General features: G+C 61.6%; 19 protein-coding genes. 13 read left to right on the top strand and 6 right to left on the bottom strand.

Going from position 1 to position 18,702, the window contains the following annotated elements:
• Nucleotides 1–11 precede the first annotated feature (11 nt).
• The 9 genes from EH206_RS07750 (at nt 12) to EH206_RS07710 (ending at nt 8,212) form a co-directional block, all read left to right on the top strand.
• Entirely contained in the window at nt 12–917 is a 906-nt protein-coding gene (locus tag EH206_RS07750; RefSeq protein ID WP_009112228.1) for a gluconeogenesis factor YvcK family protein, read from the top strand.
• 232 nt (nt 918–1,149) lie between these two features.
• Nucleotides 1,150–1,869 carry a GntR family transcriptional regulator gene (locus tag EH206_RS07745; protein ID WP_009112227.1) on the top strand — a complete coding sequence of 240 codons (720 nt, stop codon included), beginning with the start codon at nt 1,150–1,152 and terminating at the stop codon, nt 1,867–1,869.
• Nucleotides 1,866–2,639: an ABC transporter ATP-binding protein gene (locus EH206_RS07740; RefSeq protein ID WP_009112226.1), complete on the top strand. Its 774-nt coding sequence runs from the start codon at nt 1,866–1,868 to the stop codon at nt 2,637–2,639. The genes EH206_RS07745 and EH206_RS07740 overlap by 4 nt, the downstream gene beginning before the upstream one ends.
• Nucleotide 2,640: 1 nt before the next feature.
• Nucleotides 2,641–3,414, top strand: a complete 774-nt coding sequence (locus EH206_RS07735) for an ABC transporter permease (RefSeq protein WP_009112225.1) — start codon at nt 2,641–2,643, stop codon at nt 3,412–3,414.
• A gap of 4 nt (nt 3,415–3,418) precedes the next feature.
• Nucleotides 3,419–4,411: an ABC transporter substrate-binding protein gene (locus tag EH206_RS07730; RefSeq protein ID WP_009112224.1), complete on the top strand. Its 993-nt coding sequence runs from the start codon at nt 3,419–3,421 to the stop codon at nt 4,409–4,411.
• 25 nt (nt 4,412–4,436) lie between these two features.
• Nucleotides 4,437–5,453 (top strand): quinone oxidoreductase family protein, encoded by a 1,017-nt coding sequence (locus EH206_RS07725; RefSeq protein WP_009112223.1) that lies wholly within the window; start codon nt 4,437–4,439, stop codon nt 5,451–5,453.
• 32 nt (nt 5,454–5,485) lie between these two features.
• Nucleotides 5,486–5,902 carry a PaaI family thioesterase gene (locus EH206_RS07720; protein WP_009112222.1) on the top strand — a complete coding sequence of 139 codons (417 nt, stop codon included), beginning with the start codon at nt 5,486–5,488 and terminating at the stop codon, nt 5,900–5,902.
• Between the two features lie 10 nt (nt 5,903–5,912).
• A complete protein-coding gene (locus EH206_RS07715; protein ID WP_009112221.1) occupies nt 5,913–6,701 on the top strand; it encodes a VOC family protein in 789 nt (262 codons plus the stop codon).
• Nucleotides 6,698–8,212, top strand: coding sequence for a class I adenylate-forming enzyme family protein (locus tag EH206_RS07710; protein WP_009112220.1), 1,515 nt, complete (start codon nt 6,698–6,700; stop codon nt 8,210–8,212). The genes EH206_RS07715 and EH206_RS07710 overlap by 4 nt, the downstream gene beginning before the upstream one ends.
• A gap of 83 nt (nt 8,213–8,295) precedes the next feature.
• Here the strand turns inward: EH206_RS07710 and EH206_RS07705 are convergent, their stop codons facing one another.
• The 6 genes from EH206_RS07705 to bioB all read right to left on the bottom strand — a co-directional run bounded on the left by EH206_RS07705 (nt 8,296) and on the right by bioB (nt 14,895).
• Nucleotides 8,296–8,478, bottom strand: coding sequence for a hypothetical protein (locus tag EH206_RS07705; protein WP_009112219.1), 183 nt, complete (start codon nt 8,476–8,478; stop codon nt 8,296–8,298).
• Nucleotides 8,479–8,513: 35 nt separating this feature from the next.
• Nucleotides 8,514–10,523 (bottom strand): excinuclease ABC subunit UvrB, encoded by a 2,010-nt coding sequence (gene uvrB, locus EH206_RS07700; protein ID WP_009112218.1) that lies wholly within the window; start codon nt 10,521–10,523, stop codon nt 8,514–8,516.
• A gap of 737 nt (nt 10,524–11,260) precedes the next feature.
• On the bottom strand, nt 11,261–11,938 hold the full coding sequence (gene bioD, locus EH206_RS07695) for a dethiobiotin synthase (protein WP_009112217.1): 678 nt from the start codon (nt 11,936–11,938) through the stop codon (nt 11,261–11,263).
• Nucleotides 11,931–12,692: a malonyl-ACP O-methyltransferase BioC gene (gene bioC / locus EH206_RS07690; RefSeq protein WP_009112216.1), complete on the bottom strand. Its 762-nt coding sequence runs from the start codon at nt 12,690–12,692 to the stop codon at nt 11,931–11,933. Before bioC ends, bioD begins: the two co-directional genes overlap by 8 nt.
• Nucleotides 12,682–13,830, bottom strand: coding sequence for an 8-amino-7-oxononanoate synthase (bioF, locus tag EH206_RS07685; protein WP_009112215.1), 1,149 nt, complete (start codon nt 13,828–13,830; stop codon nt 12,682–12,684). The genes bioC and bioF overlap by 11 nt, the downstream gene beginning before the upstream one ends.
• Nucleotides 13,831–13,857: 27 nt before the next feature.
• Nucleotides 13,858–14,895 (bottom strand): biotin synthase BioB, encoded by a 1,038-nt coding sequence (gene bioB / locus EH206_RS07680; RefSeq protein ID WP_009112214.1) that lies wholly within the window; start codon nt 14,893–14,895, stop codon nt 13,858–13,860.
• 94 nt (nt 14,896–14,989) lie between these two features.
• On the opposite strand from bioB, the gene bioA reads away from it, so the two are divergent.
• The 4 genes from bioA (at nt 14,990) to cdd (ending at nt 18,595) form a co-directional block, all read left to right on the top strand.
• Nucleotides 14,990–16,279 (top strand): adenosylmethionine--8-amino-7-oxononanoate transaminase, encoded by a 1,290-nt coding sequence (gene bioA, locus EH206_RS07675; protein ID WP_040343748.1) that lies wholly within the window; start codon nt 14,990–14,992, stop codon nt 16,277–16,279.
• A gap of 98 nt (nt 16,280–16,377) precedes the next feature.
• Nucleotides 16,378–16,785, top strand: coding sequence for a CidA/LrgA family protein (locus EH206_RS07670; protein ID WP_009112212.1), 408 nt, complete (start codon nt 16,378–16,380; stop codon nt 16,783–16,785).
• Complete coding sequence (locus tag EH206_RS07665; protein ID WP_009112211.1) at nt 16,785–17,480, top strand: CidB/LrgB family autolysis modulator; 696 nt, start codon at nt 16,785–16,787, stop codon at nt 17,478–17,480. The genes EH206_RS07670 and EH206_RS07665 overlap by 1 nt, the downstream gene beginning before the upstream one ends.
• A 227-nt stretch (nt 17,481–17,707) precedes the next feature.
• Complete coding sequence (gene cdd / locus EH206_RS07660; protein ID WP_009112210.1) at nt 17,708–18,595, top strand: cytidine deaminase; 888 nt, start codon at nt 17,708–17,710, stop codon at nt 18,593–18,595.
• The last annotated feature ends 107 nt before the right edge of the window (nt 18,596–18,702 follow it).

Genomic DNA, 18,702 nt, shown 5'->3' with positions numbered 1-18,702 from the left:
TAAGGGTTATTATGCGCATTCGTACGTTGGCCGATGTCGATCGGGTCGTCGCCCTGGGGGGCGGGCACGGCCTGGGTCGGGTAATGTCTTCACTCTCCTCCCTCGGCTCGCGCCTGACCGGCATCGTCACCACCACCGATAACGGCGGCTCGACGGGAAGAATACGCCGCGCGGAGGGCGGGATCGCCTGGGGGGATACCCGTAACTGCCTGAATCAGCTGATTACCACCCCGAGCGTCGCCTCCGCCATGTTTGAGTACCGTTTCAACGGCAGCGGCGAACTGGCGGGCCATAATCTGGGTAATCTGATGCTGAAAGCGCTCGACCATCTGAGCGTTCGCCCGTTAGAGGCCATCAACCTGCTGCGCGATCTGCTAAAAGTCGACGCTTTTTTAATCCCCATGTCCGAGCAGCCGGTTGATTTGATGGCCATTGATGAACAGGGCAACCCGGTATACGGCGAAGTGGATATCGATCAGCTCGCCGCGTTGCCGCAGGATCTGACGCTCTATCCTCCGGTCTCCGCCCCTAATGAAGCGCTGGAGGCCGTGGCCGATGCCAACCTGATCCTGATTGGTCCCGGCAGCTTTCTGACCAGCCTGATGCCGCCGCTGCTGATCGACGATCTCAGCCGCGCTCTGCGCGACACCGCCGCCCCCATTATCTATATCGACAATCTCGGCCGCGAGCTCAGCCCGTCCGCCGCCGGCATGACGCTGTCGCAGAAGCTGGAGATGATGGAGAAACACCTGGGCGGGCGGCGGATTGACGTGGTGATCCAACCTCCCGGCCCGGCCGCCGCGCCGTCCGGCCGCATGCTGATTCAACAGCCGCTGGAAGCCGCCGATATCCCCTACCGCCACGACCGCCAATTACTTTACGCCGCCATTGAAAAAGCATTGGCCGCGTTAGTCTGACTCTCGCCGGTCGCCCCCGTTCTCCATCACGGTTTACCTTCGGCGACCGCTTCCCTCTGCCAATCCCCTCATGGGTTTTCCCTGCAGTAAGCAGCTCAGTTGATGTTTTTTCCTCATATCCAAAGCCAAATTTCATATTGGCTAATTATTAGCCTGCTTCATAAACTGCCTGCAGTTAAGCATCCTAGTCTCCTCCTGTGAGCTGCTCACAGCACGTATTAAGGATTTCCAGATGGCTACGATTTCATCCGAAAAAAATGCCGCCTTGTCGCAGGGCGATACCGCCTGGCTGCGTATTCGTCACGATGTACTGTGCTGCCGGCTGCTTCCCGGCGCCATGATCACCGAACAGGCGCTGATGGAACGTTATGAGATTGGCAAAAGCAGTTGCCGCGTGGCGCTGGCCCGTCTGTGCCATGAAAATCTGCTGCGGTCGCGCCCGCGCAAGGGGTATCAGATCGCGCCGGTCACCGTGCAGGACGTGGAAGAGATTTTCACCATCCGCGCCCAGCTTGAACCGCTGGCCGCCCGGCTGGCGGTGGGCCGCGTGGACATTGATTTACTGCGCCGGCTGGAGGCCGCCTGCCGGGAAGAGATCCGCGCGCCGCTGTCGCAACAGATCAACGTGTTTATGAACGCCAATAAGCGCTTTCATCTCACCATCGCCCAGGCTTCCGGCAACAACCATCTGATCCGCACGCTCTCCAGCCTGATGGACGAAATGTCGCGTCTGGTGGCGCTGGGCTTTAACGTGCAGGGAACCAAGCCGGAAATCAAGCACGACCACAACGCCATGATCGAGGCGTTCAGTCAGGGCGACGGCAAGCGGGTCGAGCTGATTGCCCGCCGCCATATCGAAACCTTCCAGGCGATGACGCTGGAAAAGGTTTACGCCACCCTGAGCCGGGACGGCGCCGTGCTGCCCATTCTGGAACGGAGGCTGCAGCAATGAGCGCGCTGTTGCAGGAGACGGCGCCAGCACCCGCCGCCGCGCCGCTGATCCGGGCGACCGGCATCAGCAAAGCGTTCGGCGCGCTGCAGGTGCTGCGCGACGTTGATTTAACCCTTAATCCGGGCGAGATCCTGGCGCTGCTCGGCCCTTCCGGCTGCGGTAAAAGCACGCTGCTGAATATTTTGTCCGGCCTGCTGAGCGCCGACAGCGGATCGCTGACCATTCAGGGCGCCGACGCCGCGCACTTCCGCCACTGGCAGCGCATTGGCTATCTGTTTCAGGAAGATCGCTTGCTGCCGTGGCGCAGCGTACAACAGAACGTCAATTTCGGGCTGGAGAATCTGCCCCTCAGCCAGACCGAGCGGCGCCGGCGGGTGGCGGACGCGCTGCATCTGGTCGGGCTGACCGATTTTACCCGCTACTGGCCACACCAGCTCTCCGGCGGAATGCGCAGCCGGGTGGCGCTGGCGCGCAGTCTGGTCACGGAGCCGGAAATTCTGCTGATGGATGAGCCGTTTTCCAAGCTCGATGCGCAAACCCGCAGCGTGATGCATAACGAAATCCTGCGCATCCAGCGCCTGACCGGGATGTCGATCGTGCTGGTCACCCACGATGTGGAAGAGGCGGTGGTGCTGGCCGACCGGGTGGTGATATTCAAACCCCATCCGGGACATATCCACCATATTCAAACCATTGAGCTGCCGCGCCCTCGCCTGCCCACCAGCCGGGCGGTCAGCGAGCAGATACGCCTGCTGCGCCTGGAGATCTGATATGTCCCGTGCCCGTTCGCTGTCGACGCTGCTCTTGCAACGCCTGTCCCTGTTGCTGCTGTTTCTGCTTATCTGGTGGCTGGCGGCCCTGCAGATGCCGGCCTTTATCCTGCCCGGCCCGCAAAAAACCTGGCTGGCGCTGCAACTGCTGTGGCATAACGGCACGCTGCTCAACGACATCGGCGTTACCCTCTCCCGCGTGGCGATGGGCTTCGCCTTCGCCACCCTGGTCGGCACCCCGCTGGGGCTGGCGCTGGGGGCCAGCCGTCGTCTGGCGCAGTTCTTCGAACCGCTGCTGGCGGTGTTTAACAGCGTGTCGTCGGCCATCTGGGCCATCTTCGCCATCATCTGGTTCGGCATCTCCAACGCCACCACGGTGTTCGTGGTGTTTATGACCGCCATGCCGCTGATCCTGACCAACGTCTGGCAAGGGGCGCAGACGGTGGAATCCCAGTACGTCGAGCTGGCGCGCAGTTTCCGCATGAACCGCTGGCAGACGCTGCTGAAAATCTACCTGCCCACCATTCTGCCCTATTTCTTCTCCGGCGCCCGTCTGGCTTTCGGCTTCGGCTGGCGCGTATCGCTGGTGGCCGAAACGCTGGGGTCGTCAAACGGCATCGGCTATCGCCTGCGGCAGGCCGGCGATCTGGTGCAAACCGATCAGGTGTTCGCCTGGACGGTGCTGTTGGTCGCGCTCATGCTGCTGCTTGAGAGCGGCATTCTGAAACCGCTGGAACGCCGTCTGTTCCGCTGGAAACAACTCACACAGGAATAACGCCATGAAAAATATCATTGCAGCGGCCCTGATGGTCGCCGGGGCGCTGTTTGCCCAAAATCTCGCTGCGGCGGAAAAAGTCCGCATCGGCTACTGGACCAGCGGCGTCAGCCTCGGCTATGGCGCGGTGCTGGAAAGCACCGATTTTCTCGCCCGTCACGGCATCGACGCCGAGTTTATCCACTTCCCGGACGTCAACGCGCCGGTAAAAGCGCTGGCTTCCGGCTCCATCGATCTGGCGTTCGGCGCGCCGCTGGCCGGCATCCTCAGCACCGCCGCCGAGGGGGTGCCGGTAAAAATCTTTGCCGCCACCCAGCCCGCCGACGTGCAGTTTGTGGTGCCGAGCGATTCTCCCATCACCCAGCTTTCCCAACTGAAGGGCAAAAAGATCGGCATGTCCCCGGCGGGCTCGTCGGTGGCGGTGATCGCCGGCGCCATTCTGGCCGGCAACTACGACATCAAAGCGGCGGATTTCTCGCTGGTGGGCGGCAACGAATCGCGGCTGGCGCAGTTCCTGGCGCAGAAGCAGGTGGATGCCGCCGCGCTGCGCTCGGTGACCATCGCCCAGTTGGATGAGCTGCATGTCAAACCCCTGGGCAGCTTTGCCGATGAGTGGCGCAAGCTCACCCACAGCGACGCCGTTCCCTATATCGGCATCGGCGCGGTGCGCAGCGAGCTGATCGATAAACAGCCGGATACCGTGGCCCGGGTGATCGCCTCGCTGCGCGACACCCTGGCCTGGGGACGGGCGCATCCTGATGAGGTAGTGAAGATCCTGCAGAAAAAAGCCAACCTGCCGCAAAAAGACGCCGAAGTCTACGTCAGCCGCTGGGAGAGCATGAACCGGGTTTCGTTCGAGCAGGCTGATATCGATACCTTGAAATTGCAGCATAAGGTGTTCGTTGAAAGCGGCGCCATCAAGGGAGATCTCAGCGACGGCCTGTTTGTCACCGGCCCCTATCAGAAGTCGAAATCCATCCCCCCGCTGGCCGAATAACCGCCAGCCCAACAGGAGACAACTTGTGAGCGACACCATGAAAGCACTGGTACTGACGCAGCACGGCGACCTCGATCGGCTGCGGGTAATCGATAATCATCCGCGACCGACGGCGCAGCCCGGCCACGTGGTAATTCGCGTCGGGGCGGCATCGTTTAACTATCACGATGTGTTTACCGTACGCGGGATGCCGGGCATTACCATTCCGCTGCCGGTGGTGCCCGGCCTGGATTTGGCCGGAACAATCAGCGCCGTCGGCGAGGGGGTCGACGGCTGGAAAATCGGCGATCGCATACTGGTCAATCCGCTGAAACCGGCCGTGGGGCTGATGGGCGAGATGATCGACGGCGGCATGGCGGAATATGCGCTGGCGGACGCCGCCCAGCTTATCCCCCTGCCGGACAAGGTCAGCTTTGCGCAGGCGGCGGCCCTGCCGGTGGCTTACGGCACCGCGCACCGTATGCTGGTCACCCACAACACCATTAAAGCCGGCGACCGGGTGCTGATCCTCGGCGCCAGCGGCGGCGTGGGCAGCGCCTGCGTGGTGCTGGCCAAGCGGCTGGGGGCGGAGGTTATCGCCTGCGCCGGCAGCGCGGAAAAAGCCGAGGCGCTCAGAGCGCTGGGGGCGGACCAGGTGGTCAACTACCGGGAAACCGATTTTGCCAAATGGGCCATCTCCGCCTACGGCAAACCGCAGCGCCGCACTTATGAAGGGGGCGTCGACGTGGTGATCAACTTCACCGGCGGCGAGACCTGGCGTCCGTCGCTGCGCTGCCTGAAACGCGGCGGAACGCTGCTGGTGTGCGGCGCCACCGCCGGTTACGACCCGCAGGAAGATCTGCGCTATATCTGGAGCTTCGAGCTGACGGTCAAAGGCTCCAACAGTTTCTACGCCGACAACCTCTCCGCCCTGCTGGAGATGGTGGCGCGCGGCGAAATCGATCCGCTGATTGACCGCGTCCTGCCGCTGGAACAGGCCGCGGAAGGGCTGCGGCTTATCCGCGATCGCGAAGTGCTGGGCAAGGTTATCGTCACGCCCTGAAAACAACATCATCACGATAAAAGGTAATGCTAATGGCTGAATCCACACCGCTGAGCGCCGCCGATGTGCAGGCGCGTTTGCTACAAGGGCCTTATCACCAATGGCTCGGTCTGCAGGTGACCGCCTTGGGAGAGGGGGAAATCGAATTAACCGCGCGCTGGCGCGCAGAATGGGTGGTCAACGCCGCCGGAGGATATACCCACGGCGGTATCCTCGCCGCGCTGATCGATCTGGCCGCCGACTGGGCGTTGGTGGCCTTTACCGGCCGGGGGGTGCCGACGCTGAATCTGCATGTGGATTACCACCGTCCGGCGCGCGGCGATCTCACCGCCCGCGGCCGGGTGATCAAAAGCGGTAAACAGGTCTCCTGCGCCGAAGCCGACGTGTTCGACAGCGAGGGGCGTCTGGTCGCCAGCGGACGCGGCCTCTATTCCACCGCCACCGCCTGAGGAGCCGGCCATGTCTCTCTCTCTCGACCATGTGGTGCTTAACGCACAATTCGAGACCGATCGCGCCGCATCGTTACTGGAGCAACTGGGGTTCACTCTGACGCCGCGCGGCTATCACTCCATGGGGTCGATTAACCATCTGATTATCTTCGAGCGCCACTATCTGGAAATTCTCGGCCTGCCGCCCGGCGAGCCGGTGCAGCGCCGGGAACTGCTGGACGGCCCGCCCGGCCTCGACGGGCTGGTGTTCGCCAGTCAGGATATCGCCGCCAGCGCGCAGGCGATCCGCCAGGCCGGCTTTGCCGCGCAGCCCGTGCGCACCTTCTCCCGCCCGGTGGATATCGACGGGCAGCGGCAGCAGGCGCGCTTTAGCACGGTGCATCTGGCGGCGGGCAGTTTCAGCGCCGGGCGGATCTATTTCTGCCAGCATCACACGCCGGAGCTGGTGTGGCGCGATGAGTGGCTGCGGCATCGCAACGGCGTGACGCGCATCAGCCAGCTGACGGTGGTCGGCGACGATCCCGCAGCGCTGGCCGGCGACTATCAGGCGTTGGGCGCGCTGGCGCCGGGTTTTGCACTGGCTTTCCTGCATCACGACGCTTTCGCCCGGCACTATCAGCATCTGCTGCAACCGGACCCGGCGCGTAAAAGCCGGTTTGCCGCGCTGCGCCTGCACGGCGGCGACCGCAAGCTGCTCGCCGACCGGGCCCGCGCGCTCGATCTGCCGCTCAGCGAACAGCCGCAACGCCTGCTGGTGGCGCTGCCGGCGTTCAATAGCCTGTTCGAGTTTCTGCCATGAACGGTCGTAATCTTGGCGTACTGTTTACCGAACGCCGCGACGGCGAGCAGCCCGCGCTGATTGCGCCGCGCGTCGGGCAGCCTGCGCAGGCGCTCAGCTATGCCCGGCTCGACGCGCAGGCCAACGCCATCGGACGCGCCCTGCTGGCGCGCGGATTTCCCCCCGGCAGCAAGGTCGCCATTCTGGCGCTCAACTCGACGCACTATGTCGCCGCGCTGCTGGGGATCCTGCGCGCCGGGCTGGTGGCGGTGCCCATCAATATCAAACTGCCGGTCGCCGCCATCGAGCATATTTTGCAGGACAGCGGCGCCCTCTTTCTGTTCGGCGACGGCGCGCAGCTGGCGCGCCTCGCCAACCCGCCGCCGCATATCCCTTTTGACGACGACGCCATGACGGCATTTAGCGACCCCGGCCCGCTGACGCCCTGGCAGGCCGGCCCGAAGGACGTGGCGCTGCTGCTGTATACCTCCGGCTCCAGCGGCGTGCCCAAAGGGGTCAAACTGAGCCACCACAGCCATCTGTGGGTGATAGAGACGCGTCTGGCGGCGCGGGAACTGCATGATGAACGGGTGCTTATCGCCGCCCCGTTTTACCATATGAACGCGCTGGCGCTGATCCTGCTGGCGCTGGCAAGCCGCGTCACCGCCGTGATCCTGCCGCAGTTCAGCGCCGCGGACTATATTCGCGCCATTCACCACCATCGCTGTAGCTGGCTGACGGCGGTGCCGCCGATGATCGCCATGATGCTGCGGGAAAAAGCTCTGCTGGCGCAAAGCGATCTATCCTGCGTGCGGGCGGTGCGCATGGGGTCGGCGCCGGTGAGCGCCAGCCTGATAAGCCAGATCCGCCGGCTGTTGCCGCAGGCGCGGATTATCAACGCCTACGGCACCACCGAGGGCGGGCCGGTGGTGTTCGGCCCGCATCCGCAAGGGCGCCCGCTGCCGCCGCTGGCCGCCGGCTACCCGCATCCGCAGGTTGAGCTGCGGCTGCGCGGCGAAGACGGAGAGCTTTCCCGCCGCGGCGTGCTGGAGCTGAAAAGCCCGGCGCTGATGCTCGGCTACCACCAACGGCCGGATATTGCCCCTTTCACGCCGGACGGCTATTACATTACCGGCGACGTGTTCCGTCAGGACGATCAAGGGTTCTACACCTTTATCGGCCGTTATGACGATATGTTCGTCTGCGGCGGGGAAAATATCTATCCGAGCGAAGTGGAGCATCTGCTGGAACGCCACCCGGCGGTGCAGCAGGCCTGCGTGGTGCCGGTCGCCGACGAGATTAAAGGCCATAAACCCACGGCCTGGGTGGTGCTGCGTCCCGGCAAACAGGTCGGCGTCGAGGAGCTTAAAGCCTTTACGCTGCGCGAGGGCGCGGCCTATCTGCATCCGCGCCATATCTGGCTGCTCGAGCGTTTTCCGCTGGCCGGCACCAACAAAATCGATCGCCAGACGCTGAAACAGGAAGCAACCCGGCGCGTGCGCTCAGAGGCGGAAAAACGCAATACGTCTTAATCTCCTGCGATTGCTTACGTAGATGGAAATGCAGCGGCGGCTACGGGTGAGATTCGTTATGCGTCAGATTTTCCATCGCGCAGTCAGGGCGTATGGGTCACGCCGACCAGCTTATCCGTGGTCAAATAATCACTATTGCCCTCCAGCGGCTTTAACGGCAGGCCCAGCGTGTCAACGTAGAGCCTATAGCTGGCCGGAGCTGATTTTACGATGGGGCCAAAACCTGCAACAAACAAGACATCTACACCCGGTATAGCAACATCCATAACGATCCCTCAAAACTTTCTGCTCGCATCATCCATCAGGACAACGCAATAAACTGCGCGCGCAGCGCCTGTACCCGATCGCGCAGGCCGGCCGCTTCTTCAAACTCCAGATTCTGCGCGTGGGTCATCATCCTGCTTTCCAGCTCGCGGATTTTCTGCTCCAGCGCTTTCGGCGTCAGCGCCAGATAGTCGGCCGCCGGCTCCGCGGCTTTCTTGCCGCGCCCTTTGCCTCTGTTGCTCGGCTGCCCCAGTTGCAGGATATCGGCGATTTTCTTGTTCAACCCCTGCGGCACAATGCCGTGTTCCAGGTTGTACGCCTGCTGTTTCTCACGGCGGCGCTCGGTTTCGCTAATCGCCCGCGCCATCGAGGGGGTAATTCTATCGCCATACAGAATCGCCTTGCCGTTCAGGTTACGCGCCGCGCGGCCGATGGTCTGAATCAGCGAGCGCTCGGAACGCAGGAAGCCTTCCTTGTCGGCGTCGAGGATCGCCACCAGCGACACTTCCGGCATATCCAGCCCTTCGCGCAACAGGTTAATGCCCACCAGCACATCGAATTCGCCCAGCCGCAGATCGCGGATAATCTCCACCCGTTCGACGGTATCGATATCCGAGTGCAGATAACGCACCCGTTCGCCGTGCTCTTCCAGATATTCGGTTAAATCTTCCGCCATGCGCTTGGTCAGCGTGGTGACCAGCACCCGCTCGTTCACCTCGGCGCGCAGACGGATTTCCGACAGCAGATCGTCCACCTGGGTGGCCACCGGCCGCACCTCCAGCACCGGGTCCAGCAGGCCGGTGGGACGCACCACCTGATCGATCACGTCGCCGCCGGATTTTTCCAGCTCGTAGTTGCCCGGCGTCGCCGACACGTAAATGGTCTGCGGCGCCAGCGCCTCGAATTCCTCAAACTTCATCGGCCGGTTGTCCAGCGCCGACGGCAGGCGGAAGCCGTACTCCACCAGGGTTTCCTTACGCGCCCGGTCGCCGCGATACATACCGCCTATCTGCGGAATGGTGACGTGCGACTCGTCGACCACCAGCAGCCCGTCGGCCGGCAGGTAGTCGAACAGGGTCGGCGGCGGCTCGCCGGGGCCGCGCCCGGACAGATAGCGCGAATAGTTTTCGATGCCGGAGCAGTAGCCCAGCTCGTTCATCATTTCCAGATCGAACTGGGTGCGCTGGCTCAGCCGCTGCTCCTCCACCAGCTTATCGTTCGCCAGCAGTATCCTGCGGCGATCGGCCAGCTCCACCTTGATATCTTCCATCGCCTGCAAAATACGCTCGCGCGGCGTCACGTAGTGCGTTTTCGGATAAATGGTATAACGCGGCACGGTGTGCAGAATCTGCCCGGTCAGCGGGTCAAACAGCGACAGCCGCTCCACTTCTTCATCAAACAGTTCGACGCGCAGGGCCACCTCGTCCGATTCGGCGGGGAAAATATCGATCACCTCGCCGCGCACGCGGAAGGTGCCGCGCTGAAACGCCTGATCGTTACGGGCATACTGCAATTCCGCCAGGCGCCGTAAAATCGCCCGCTGGTCGATAATCATCCCCTGCGTCAGATGCAGCATCATTTTCAGATATAGGTCGGGATCCCCGAGGCCGTAAATGGCGGAAACCGAGGCGACCACAACCACATCCCGCCGCTCCAGCATCGCCTTGGTGGCCGAGAGTCGCATCTGTTCGATATGTTCGTTGACTGACGCATCCTTCTCGATAAAGGTATCGGAGCTCGGCACGTAGGCTTCCGGCTGATAGTAGTCGTAATAAGAGACGAAATACTCCACCGCGTTATCCGGGAAAAAGGCTTTCATTTCCCCGTAAAGCTGGGCGGCCAGCGTTTTATTGGGCGCCAGCACCATGGTGGGACGGTTCAGGTCGGCGATCACATTGGCGATGGTAAAGGTTTTGCCCGATCCGGTTACCCCCAGCAGCGTCTGATGCGCCAGCCCATCCTCCAATCCTTCCTTTAAACGACGAATGGCTTCCGGCTGATCGCCCGCCGGCTTAAATTCGGAATTCAGTTTGAATGCTTTACTCATAGTCGAATACGTTACTCATGAATGGGCTATCGGATGACGCGCGAATGGAACTGAACGGCCGTTATTGACCCTCAGGTTATTATGGGAAGCAATCGCGGACTTTACCACCGCCATGATACTGGATATAAAAACAGCATCAAGAAAATTATCGCCTGGCTGAATGATTAACCAACGCATGGATTCGCTAGCATAAAGGTTGCCGATCCACCAGAAAAAGTTAGCGACTTTTTATCCCCAAACGGCTAATTTTGGTAACCTGCCGCTAGCGCCTGATTACTAATTTATGTCAGCGGGCGCCAAGCGCAATCAAGGCGCTTGATTTTAAATAACATAATGATTTTAATGGTATTTAAAAAAAAGCAGAGAATAACGTCAACCCGACGGAAACCCGCGTCAGCTCTCGTCTGGCATAGTTTTCCTAGTGCTCATGCACACAGTTATCCACAGAAATAGTGGATAACTCCCACAACCCCGCACCCGCTCTGTGTTACAGAAATACTACCTTCAGCTAATATCATTGCCGATACGGATTTTTTTCACCCCTTTTCTGCGATTTATCTCATAAGTATTAGACTGAAAAATGCTAAAAACGGAACGCGGATTCCAGAAACGCATTCAGGGGTAGCAAGGGCTAAAGGGGAAAATCAAGATATTTTTTCTATTGATTGATGAATAAATACCAGGCTAATTATCAATCCGGGGATAAAGCCGGGTATTTATTATCAGCAGGTGAAACCTCAGCCCAGCCGCGATAGATCGATATACCGCCCCAGATTCTGCGACTGCGGCAGCGCCAGATGCGGGATTTCACCCAGCATCGGGGCGGGCAGACGCTGCCGCAAACTGAGCAGATATTCCTGATGGCGCTTTCCCGGCGCTTCAACGCCGTTGGCGATCCAGCCGCCAAGCGTTGATCCGGCCTGACGGATAGCGCCCGCGGTCAGCAGCGCATGGTTAATGCAGCCCAGCTTGATGCCCACCACCAGAATAACCGGCAACTGCTCCCGCGCCACCCAGTCGGCGAAGGTTTCCTGCCCAGACAGCGGCGTAAACCAGCCGCCGGCCCCTTCCACCAGCAGCCAGTCCGCCTGCTGTTCCAGCGCCCGCAGCCCGGCGGAGAGCGCTGACAGGTGAATAGGCCGCCGCTCCGCCGCGCTGGCGATATGCGGCGACGTCGGCTCGATAAACGCCAGCGGATTGACCTGCTGATAATCCAGCCGCACGCCGCTGTTGGCCTGCAGCAGCAAGGCATCGCCGTTGCGCGCGCCCTGCGGGGTTATTTCGCAGCCGGAGGCCACCGGCTTATAGCCGGCGGTACGGTATCCGGCCCCATTGGCGGCCTGCAACAGCGCGCAGCTGGCGATGGTCTTGCCGACCTCGGTATCCGTTCCGGTTACAAACCAGCGCTTAATCACGATAAATCACTCCGTAAATCAGTTGATAGCTGAGCGGATAGCCCTCCTGGCGCCGAGGATACCCCGACGCCAGCGCATCAAGACGCGCCCGGCTGAGCAAACCGGGCGCGCGTCCCTGATGCAGCCAGGTGGCGCCGATGCCTTTCAGCGACTTCAGCAGCGCCAGCACGTCGGGAAAACAGTGGGTCACCCGCTCCTGGTGAAGTTGATGGCGGTAAGGGCGGCAGGCGGCCCGTATGGCGGGAACGGAGAGAAAACGGTTCACCCGGCGGCTGCCGTCCACGCGCCGCCAGGCCTGCGCCAGCTCGCTGAGCGATCCGTCCGCCAGCGTGGAAAAGGCGATGGCGCCGCCCGGGCGGGTCACCCGATACAGTTCGGCCAGCGCGCGCGGCAGATCGTCGCACCACTGCACCGCCAGATTGCTGTAGCTGATATCCACGCTGCCGTCCGCCAGCGGCAGGTTTTCGATATCCCCCAACACATAGCGGTGCGCGGCCCGCTGCTCGCCGGCGTAGGCCAGCATCTCGGAAGACAGGTCCAACGCGGTCACGGTCTTATCCAACTGCCGCCAGCGGCGGCTGAAGTGACCGGTGCCGCAGCCGGCGTCCAGCACCTGCGATCCATGATGCGACGCGACCATCTCCAGCAGGCGCGCGCCGCTGGCCCGTTGCAGCGCCGCATAGCGGTCGTAGCTGTCCGCCGCCCGGCCGAACGCCCGGGCGATGGCCGGTTTATCGTGGGTTTCAGTCGGCATGGCGCAGCACCGTCAATAATTGCTCAATATCTTCCGGCCGATGCGCCGCCGTCAGCGTAATCCGCAGGCGGGCGCTGCCGGGCGGCACCGTGGGAGGACGCATCGCCGTTACCCATATTCCCTGCGCGCGCATGCGCGTCATCAACGCCAGCGCGCGGGCGTTGTCGCCGACCAGCAGCGGCTGAATGGCGCTATCGGAGTCCATCGGCCGCCAAGGCGAGGTAGCGCAACCGGCGCGGAACCGGGCGATATTGCGCCGCAGCGCCTCCCGCAGCGCCTCCCCCTGGCGGACACAGTTCAGCGCGGCGCTTAGCGCGCAGGCCTGCGCCGCGGGCATGGCGGTGCTGTAAATCAGATGGCGGGCGAACTGCAACAGGTATTCCGCCAGCGGTTCGGCGCACAGCACGGCGGCGCCGCTGACGCCGAACGCCTTGCCGAAGGTGACGATCAACAGCTCGGGCCTCACCTGCCGCCGCCAGCAGCTTCCCCGCCCTTCCTCGCCCAGCACGCCTACCCCGTGGGCATCATCCACCATCAGCCAGGCGCCGCGTTCACGACACAGCGCATGCAACTGCGGCAGCGGCGCGCTGTCGCCGTCCATGCTGAACACCCCTTCGGTGACCGCCAGGGTTTGACCCGCGGCTGGCTTTTCCAGCAGGCGCCGCAAAGCTTGATGGTCATTGTGGCTAAAACGCCGCAGCGTCGCCGGCGAGTGCGCCGCGGCCTCCAGCAGGGAAGCGTGGCTCAGCCGGTCGGCCAGAATACGATCGCCCGCCTGCGTCAACGCGGCGACCACCGCCTGATTCGCCGCATAGCCGGAAATAAACAGCAGCGCGCGCGCATAGCCCAGCCACTCCGCCAGTTGTTGCTCCAGCGTCTCATGGGCGTCGGTATAACCCGTCACGTGGCCGGAGCCGCCGGAACCGACGCCATAGCGCTGCGCCCCCTGGCGCCAGGCGCGAATAATTTCCGGATGACGGCTCAGCCCCAGATAATCGTTGCTGGAAAAATTGAGGTAGCGCCGCCCGTCCTGCATCAGCCAGCGGCCGTTGCCGCTCTGATTGGCCCGCCGCGTGCGGTAGGCATCATCCTGACGGCGCTGTTCCAGCGCCAGCGCAATGCGTTGTTGCCAGCTCATGGCCGCCGGCGCCGCGCGTGCGGAGCGCTACAGCGCGGCATTGTAGAACTGCTCCGTATCGGCGTGGGTCAACTGCCGCGTCAGCCGCTGCTGCTGTTGGTTATCGCCGTATTCCACCTCGGTCTGCCGCGGGTTCAGCCCCAGTTTGCGGAATAGCGCCAGATCCTTATCCTCTTTGGGGTTCGGCGTGGTCAGCAGTTTGCAGCCATAGAAGATGGAGTTGGCGCCGGCCATAAAGCACATCGCCTGCGTCTGTTCGCTCATCTGCTCGCGGCCGGCGGAGAGACGCACGTAGGAGGTCGGCATCATAATGCGCGCCACGGCGATGGTGCGGATAAAATCAAACGCGTCGACGTCCTCGTTATCGGCCAGCGGCGTGCCTTTTACTTTTACCAGCATATTGATCGGCACGCTTTCCGGCGGCGTCGGCAGATTGGCCAGTTGCACCAGCAGGCCGGCGCGGTCGCGCACCGTTTCCCCCAGGCCGACAATCCCGCCGGAGCAGACCTTGATACCGGCGCCGCGCACCTTATCCAGCGTATCCAGGCGCTCCTGATAGCTGCGGGTGGTAATAATGCTGCCGTAAAACTCCGGCGAGGTATCGAGATTGTGGTTATAGAAATCCAGCCCGGCCGCGGCTAAACGCGACGCCTGATCGCCGTCCAGGGTGCCGAGCGTCATACAGGTTTCCATGCCCAGCTCTTTGACGCCCTGCACCATCTGCTCCAGATAGGGCATGTCGCGCTCGTGCGGATTTTTCCAGGCGGCGCCCATACAGAAACGGGTCGAGCCGGCCGCTTTCGCCTGACGGGCGGACTCCAGCACCTGCTCCACCTGCATCAGCCGTTCGGTTTCAATGCCCGTACGGTAGCGGGAACTTTGCGGACAGTATTTACAGTCTTCAGGGCAGGCGCCGGTTTTGATCGACAACAGTGTGCTGACCTGTACCTGACGGGGATCAAAATGCTGACGATGAATCTGCTGCGCGGTAAACATCAGCTCCAGAAACGGCTTGTCGAATAGTTCTTGCGCTTGCTCAAGCGTCCAGTAGATGCGGTCGGCCATGGCGGCGTCTCCAAAATAAAAACGTTTCATCAGTTTAAATTAACCCTTTATACTGTCAACCAACTCAATACATTTTTAGTTTACAACACCAATGATGACGCCTGACGACCTCGCCTTCGACCAACGCCATATCTGGCATCCCTATACCTCCATGACCCAACCGCTGCCTGTTTATCCGGTGGTCGCCGCCGACGGCGTCGAACTTGAGCTTGCCGACGGACGGCGTCTGGTCGACGGCATGTCTTCCTGGTGGGCGGCGATCCACGGCTATAACCATCCGGCCATCAATCAGGCGTTGCAGCAGCAGATGTCTCGGATGTCGCACGTGATGTTCGGCGGCATTACCCATCCGCAGGCGGTGGCGCTCTGTCGTCGGCTGGTGGCGATGACGCCTGACGCGCTGGAGTGCGTGTTTCTGGCGGACTCCGGCTCGGTCGCCGTGGAGGTGGCGCTGAAAATGGCGCTGCAATACTGGCAGGCGCGCGGGGAGCGGCGCCAGCGTTTCCTCACGCTGCGCCACGGCTACCACGGCGACACCTTCGGCGCGATGGCGGTCTGCGATCCGCAAAACTCGATGCACAGCCTGTATCAGGGCTATCTGCCCGCGCATCTGTTCGCCGACGCCCCGCAGTGCCGGTTCGACGACCAATGGCGCGAGGAGGATATCGCCCCGCTGCACGCGCAGCTGGCGCAACACGCCGCGCAACTGGCGGCGGTGGTGCTGGAGCCTATCGTCCAGGGGGCAGGCGGCATGCGTTTTTACCATCCGCGCTATCTGCAACGGGTGCGCGAACTGTGCGATCGCTACGGCGTGCTGCTGATCGCCGATGAGATCGCCAGCGGGTTCGGCCGTACCGGCAGGCTGTTCGCCTGTGAACATGCGGGCATCACGCCGGATATCCTCTGTCTGGGCAAAGCGCTCACCGGCGGCTATCTGACGCTTTCGGCCACGCTCACCACCCGGCAGGTGGCCGACACCATCAGCAACGGCGCGGCGGGCTGCTTTATGCACGGCCCGACCTTTATGGGCAATCCGCTGGCCTGCGCGGCGGCCAACGCCAGCCTGACGCTGCTGGCGGAGAACCGCTGGCAGAGCCAGGTCTCCGCCATCGAACAACAGCTGCTTCAGGCGCTGAAGCCGTTATCCGCCGCGCCCGAGGTGGCGGACGTGCGGGTGCTGGGGGCGATTGGCGTGGTGGAGACGCGCCGCCCGGTCGATATGGCGCGGCTGCAGCGCTTTTTCGTGACGCGCGGCGTATGGATCCGCCCGTTCGGCAAACTTATCTATCTTATGCCGCCGTTTATCATTCCGCCCGAACAGCTACGCCGCCTTACCGACACCATCGGCGAAGCGGTTTCCGAGCGCGGGCTGTTTACCGGCTGAGCCGGCATCCGGATTTACCGGCCGGGAAAACCTGTGATCTGTGGCACACTAATTCCATTAGCGTTATCATGGCCGTATCAGTTAATCAGGACTTTCCCATGCGTAATACGATCACCCTTTGTTGGCGGTATTTACGCGCTTTCGCATTGATTTATCTCTGTCTGCTGGCAGGCAATGCGATATCCGCGTTACTCCCTCTGGTTATTCCGGGCAGCATTATCGGTATGCTGATTCTGTTCTCGCTTCTCGCTTCGCAGATCCTGCCGGCCACCTGGGTGAAACCCGGCTGTCATCTGTTTATTCGCCATATGGCGCTGCTGTTTGTGCCGATAGGGGTGGGCGTGATGAACTACTACGATCTGCTTAGCCAGCAGTTTGGGCCGATCGTCGTTTCCTGCCTGATCAGTACCTTTGTGGTGATGATCGTCGTCGGTTTCAGCACCCAGCTGATGCAGCGCGAACGCGCCATCGCCGCTGATACCCCGCCAACCAAGGACAAACCCTGATGTTCGCCTATTTGTGGTGGTCGTTGCCGCTCACGCTGCTGGTCTTTTTCGCCGCCCGTAAGCTGGCGGCGGTGACACAAATATCGTTGCTGAACCCATTGTTGGTGTCGATGGCGATTATCATTCCCCTGCTGCTACTGTTGCGTATCCCTTACGAGCACTACTTCAAGGGCAGCGAAGTGCTCAACAGCCTGCTGCAGCCCGCCGTGGTCGCGCTGGCCTTTCCGCTCTACGAGCAGATTCACCAAATCCGCGCGCGCTGGAAATCCATCATCAGCGTCTGTTTTATCGGCAGCCTCGCCGCCATCGTTTCCGGCACCCTGGTGGCGCTGTGGATGGGCGCATCCCCGGAGATTGCCGCCTCGGTACTGCCGAAATCCGTCACCACGCCGATCGCCATGGCGGTCGCCAGCTCGCTCGGCGGTATTCCCGCCATCAGCGCGGTGTGCGTCATTTTTGTCGGCATCGTCGGCGCGGTGGCGGGACACGGTCTGTTCGACCGCATCGGCATTAAAACCAAAGCCGCCCGCGGCTTGTCGATGGGAACCGCTTCACACGCCCTGGGCACGGCGCGCTGCGCGGAAGTCGATTTTCAGGAAGGGGCGTTCAGTTCGCTGGCGCTGGTGATCTGCGGGATTATTACTTCGCTGGTGGCACCGTTTATTTTTCCGGTGCTGCTTCATTTTGCCGGTTAACGCGGCTTGGCGTTTTACGGTTATGGATTAAGGCGGCCGATACCTTAACCCTTTGGCCCTATTCCCGCCCTCTTTACTCAGGCGCAAGAGAATAAAATCCAATACACATCACATATTTTTAATATTCCTTTCATTCCTTACATATATAACGAGATAATAATCACAATATATTGCTAATCTGCTACTTAATATGATGCCTATTCATCAATACAAAAGAGCAAGCCGCTATGTTTCCACGCTTTGAAAACGCCCTGAAACAGTTGCCATCCCGTTTGCAATCCGCCCTGGAGCCCATTCTGCACCGGCAGGATTTTGCCGCCATGCTGACCGCGGATGAAGCGGCCGGGCTGGCCGACGCCGGCCGGATGGATACCAACGCGCTGGCCTTTGCCTTGCTGCCGTTGGCCGCCGCCTGTGCGCTGACGCCGATCTCGCGTTTTCAGGTGGGCGCCATCGCCCAGGGAGTGAGCGGCAATTTTTATTTCGGCGCCAATATGGAGTTCAGCGGCGCGCCGCTTCAGCACACGGTACACGCGGAACAAAGCGCGATTAGCCACGCCTGGTCGCGCAATGAGACGGGGCTGGCGGCGATAACAGTGAACTACACGCCGTGCGGCCACTGCCGGCAGTTTATGAATGAGCTTAACGCCGCCTCCACGCTGCGCATTCAACTGCCGGGCCGTCAGCCCGCCCTGCTCGGCCATTATCTGCCGGACGCCTTCGGCCCCGGCGATCTGAACACCAGCGCCAGGTTGATGGATGAGGTCGACCATGGCTGCGCGCTGGCGCATCAGGACGCGCTGGTCCTTGCCGCGCTGGATGCCGCCAACCGCAGCCACGCGCCATACACGCAGGCGTTAAGCGGCGTGGCGCTGGAAACGCGCGGCGGCGCCATCTATACCGGCCGCTACGCTGAAAATGCGGCGTTCAATCCCAGCCTGCCCCCTTTGCAGGGGGCGCTTAACCTGATGAATCTGGCGGGCGAGCGGCATACGGCGATACGCCGGGCCGCCGTGGTCGAACGCCGCGACGCCGTCATCAGCCAATGGGAATCGTGCGCGGCGCTGCTGAACGACCTGGGCTGTAAAAATGTTATCCGCCATTTCATGCAGTGACGGCGCTGATTAAATGAACTGATTGAATCGATACAGCTTTTTTTATTCGCCGATGCAAGCCATCTGTAACTATTTTAATTAACATTTTCTGTACATATTTTGTGGGT

It is taken from the genome of Brenneria nigrifluens DSM 30175 = ATCC 13028 (assembly GCF_005484965.1).
In the GTDB taxonomy this organism is placed as follows: domain Bacteria; phylum Pseudomonadota; class Gammaproteobacteria; order Enterobacterales; family Enterobacteriaceae; genus Brenneria; species Brenneria nigrifluens.
This window is presented reverse-complemented; position numbering and strand designations above follow the sequence as displayed.

What these genes read in the sequence shown, in the direction of transcription:
- EH206_RS07750 (WP_009112228.1), top strand. Translation starts at nt 12, where the DNA reads ATGCGCATTCGTACGTTGGCCGATGTCGATCGGGTCGTCGCCCTGGGG.
- EH206_RS07745 (WP_009112227.1), top strand. Translation starts at nt 1,150, where the DNA reads ATGGCTACGATTTCATCCGAAAAAAATGCCGCCTTGTCGCAGGGCGAT.
- EH206_RS07740 (WP_009112226.1), top strand. Translation starts at nt 1,866, where the DNA reads ATGAGCGCGCTGTTGCAGGAGACGGCGCCAGCACCCGCCGCCGCGCCG.
- EH206_RS07735 (WP_009112225.1), top strand. Translation starts at nt 2,641, where the DNA reads ATGTCCCGTGCCCGTTCGCTGTCGACGCTGCTCTTGCAACGCCTGTCC.
- EH206_RS07730 (WP_009112224.1), top strand. Translation starts at nt 3,419, where the DNA reads ATGAAAAATATCATTGCAGCGGCCCTGATGGTCGCCGGGGCGCTGTTT.
- EH206_RS07720 (WP_009112222.1), top strand. Translation starts at nt 5,486, where the DNA reads ATGGCTGAATCCACACCGCTGAGCGCCGCCGATGTGCAGGCGCGTTTG.
- EH206_RS07715 (WP_009112221.1), top strand. Translation starts at nt 5,913, where the DNA reads ATGTCTCTCTCTCTCGACCATGTGGTGCTTAACGCACAATTCGAGACC.
- EH206_RS07710 (WP_009112220.1), top strand. Translation starts at nt 6,698, where the DNA reads ATGAACGGTCGTAATCTTGGCGTACTGTTTACCGAACGCCGCGACGGC.
- EH206_RS07705 (WP_009112219.1), bottom strand. Translation starts at nt 8,478, where the DNA reads ATGGATGTTGCTATACCGGGTGTAGATGTCTTGTTTGTTGCAGGTTTT.
- uvrB (WP_009112218.1), bottom strand. Translation starts at nt 10,523, where the DNA reads ATGAGTAAAGCATTCAAACTGAATTCCGAATTTAAGCCGGCGGGCGAT.
- bioC (WP_009112216.1), bottom strand. Translation starts at nt 12,692, where the DNA reads ATGCCGACTGAAACCCACGATAAACCGGCCATCGCCCGGGCGTTCGGC.
- bioF (WP_009112215.1), bottom strand. Translation starts at nt 13,830, where the DNA reads ATGAGCTGGCAACAACGCATTGCGCTGGCGCTGGAACAGCGCCGTCAG.
- bioB (WP_009112214.1), bottom strand. Translation starts at nt 14,895, where the DNA reads ATGGCCGACCGCATCTACTGGACGCTTGAGCAAGCGCAAGAACTATTC.
- bioA (WP_040343748.1), top strand. Translation starts at nt 14,990, where the DNA reads ATGACGCCTGACGACCTCGCCTTCGACCAACGCCATATCTGGCATCCC.
- EH206_RS07670 (WP_009112212.1), top strand. Translation starts at nt 16,378, where the DNA reads ATGCGTAATACGATCACCCTTTGTTGGCGGTATTTACGCGCTTTCGCA.
- EH206_RS07665 (WP_009112211.1), top strand. Translation starts at nt 16,785, where the DNA reads ATGTTCGCCTATTTGTGGTGGTCGTTGCCGCTCACGCTGCTGGTCTTT.
- cdd (WP_009112210.1), top strand. Translation starts at nt 17,708, where the DNA reads ATGTTTCCACGCTTTGAAAACGCCCTGAAACAGTTGCCATCCCGTTTG.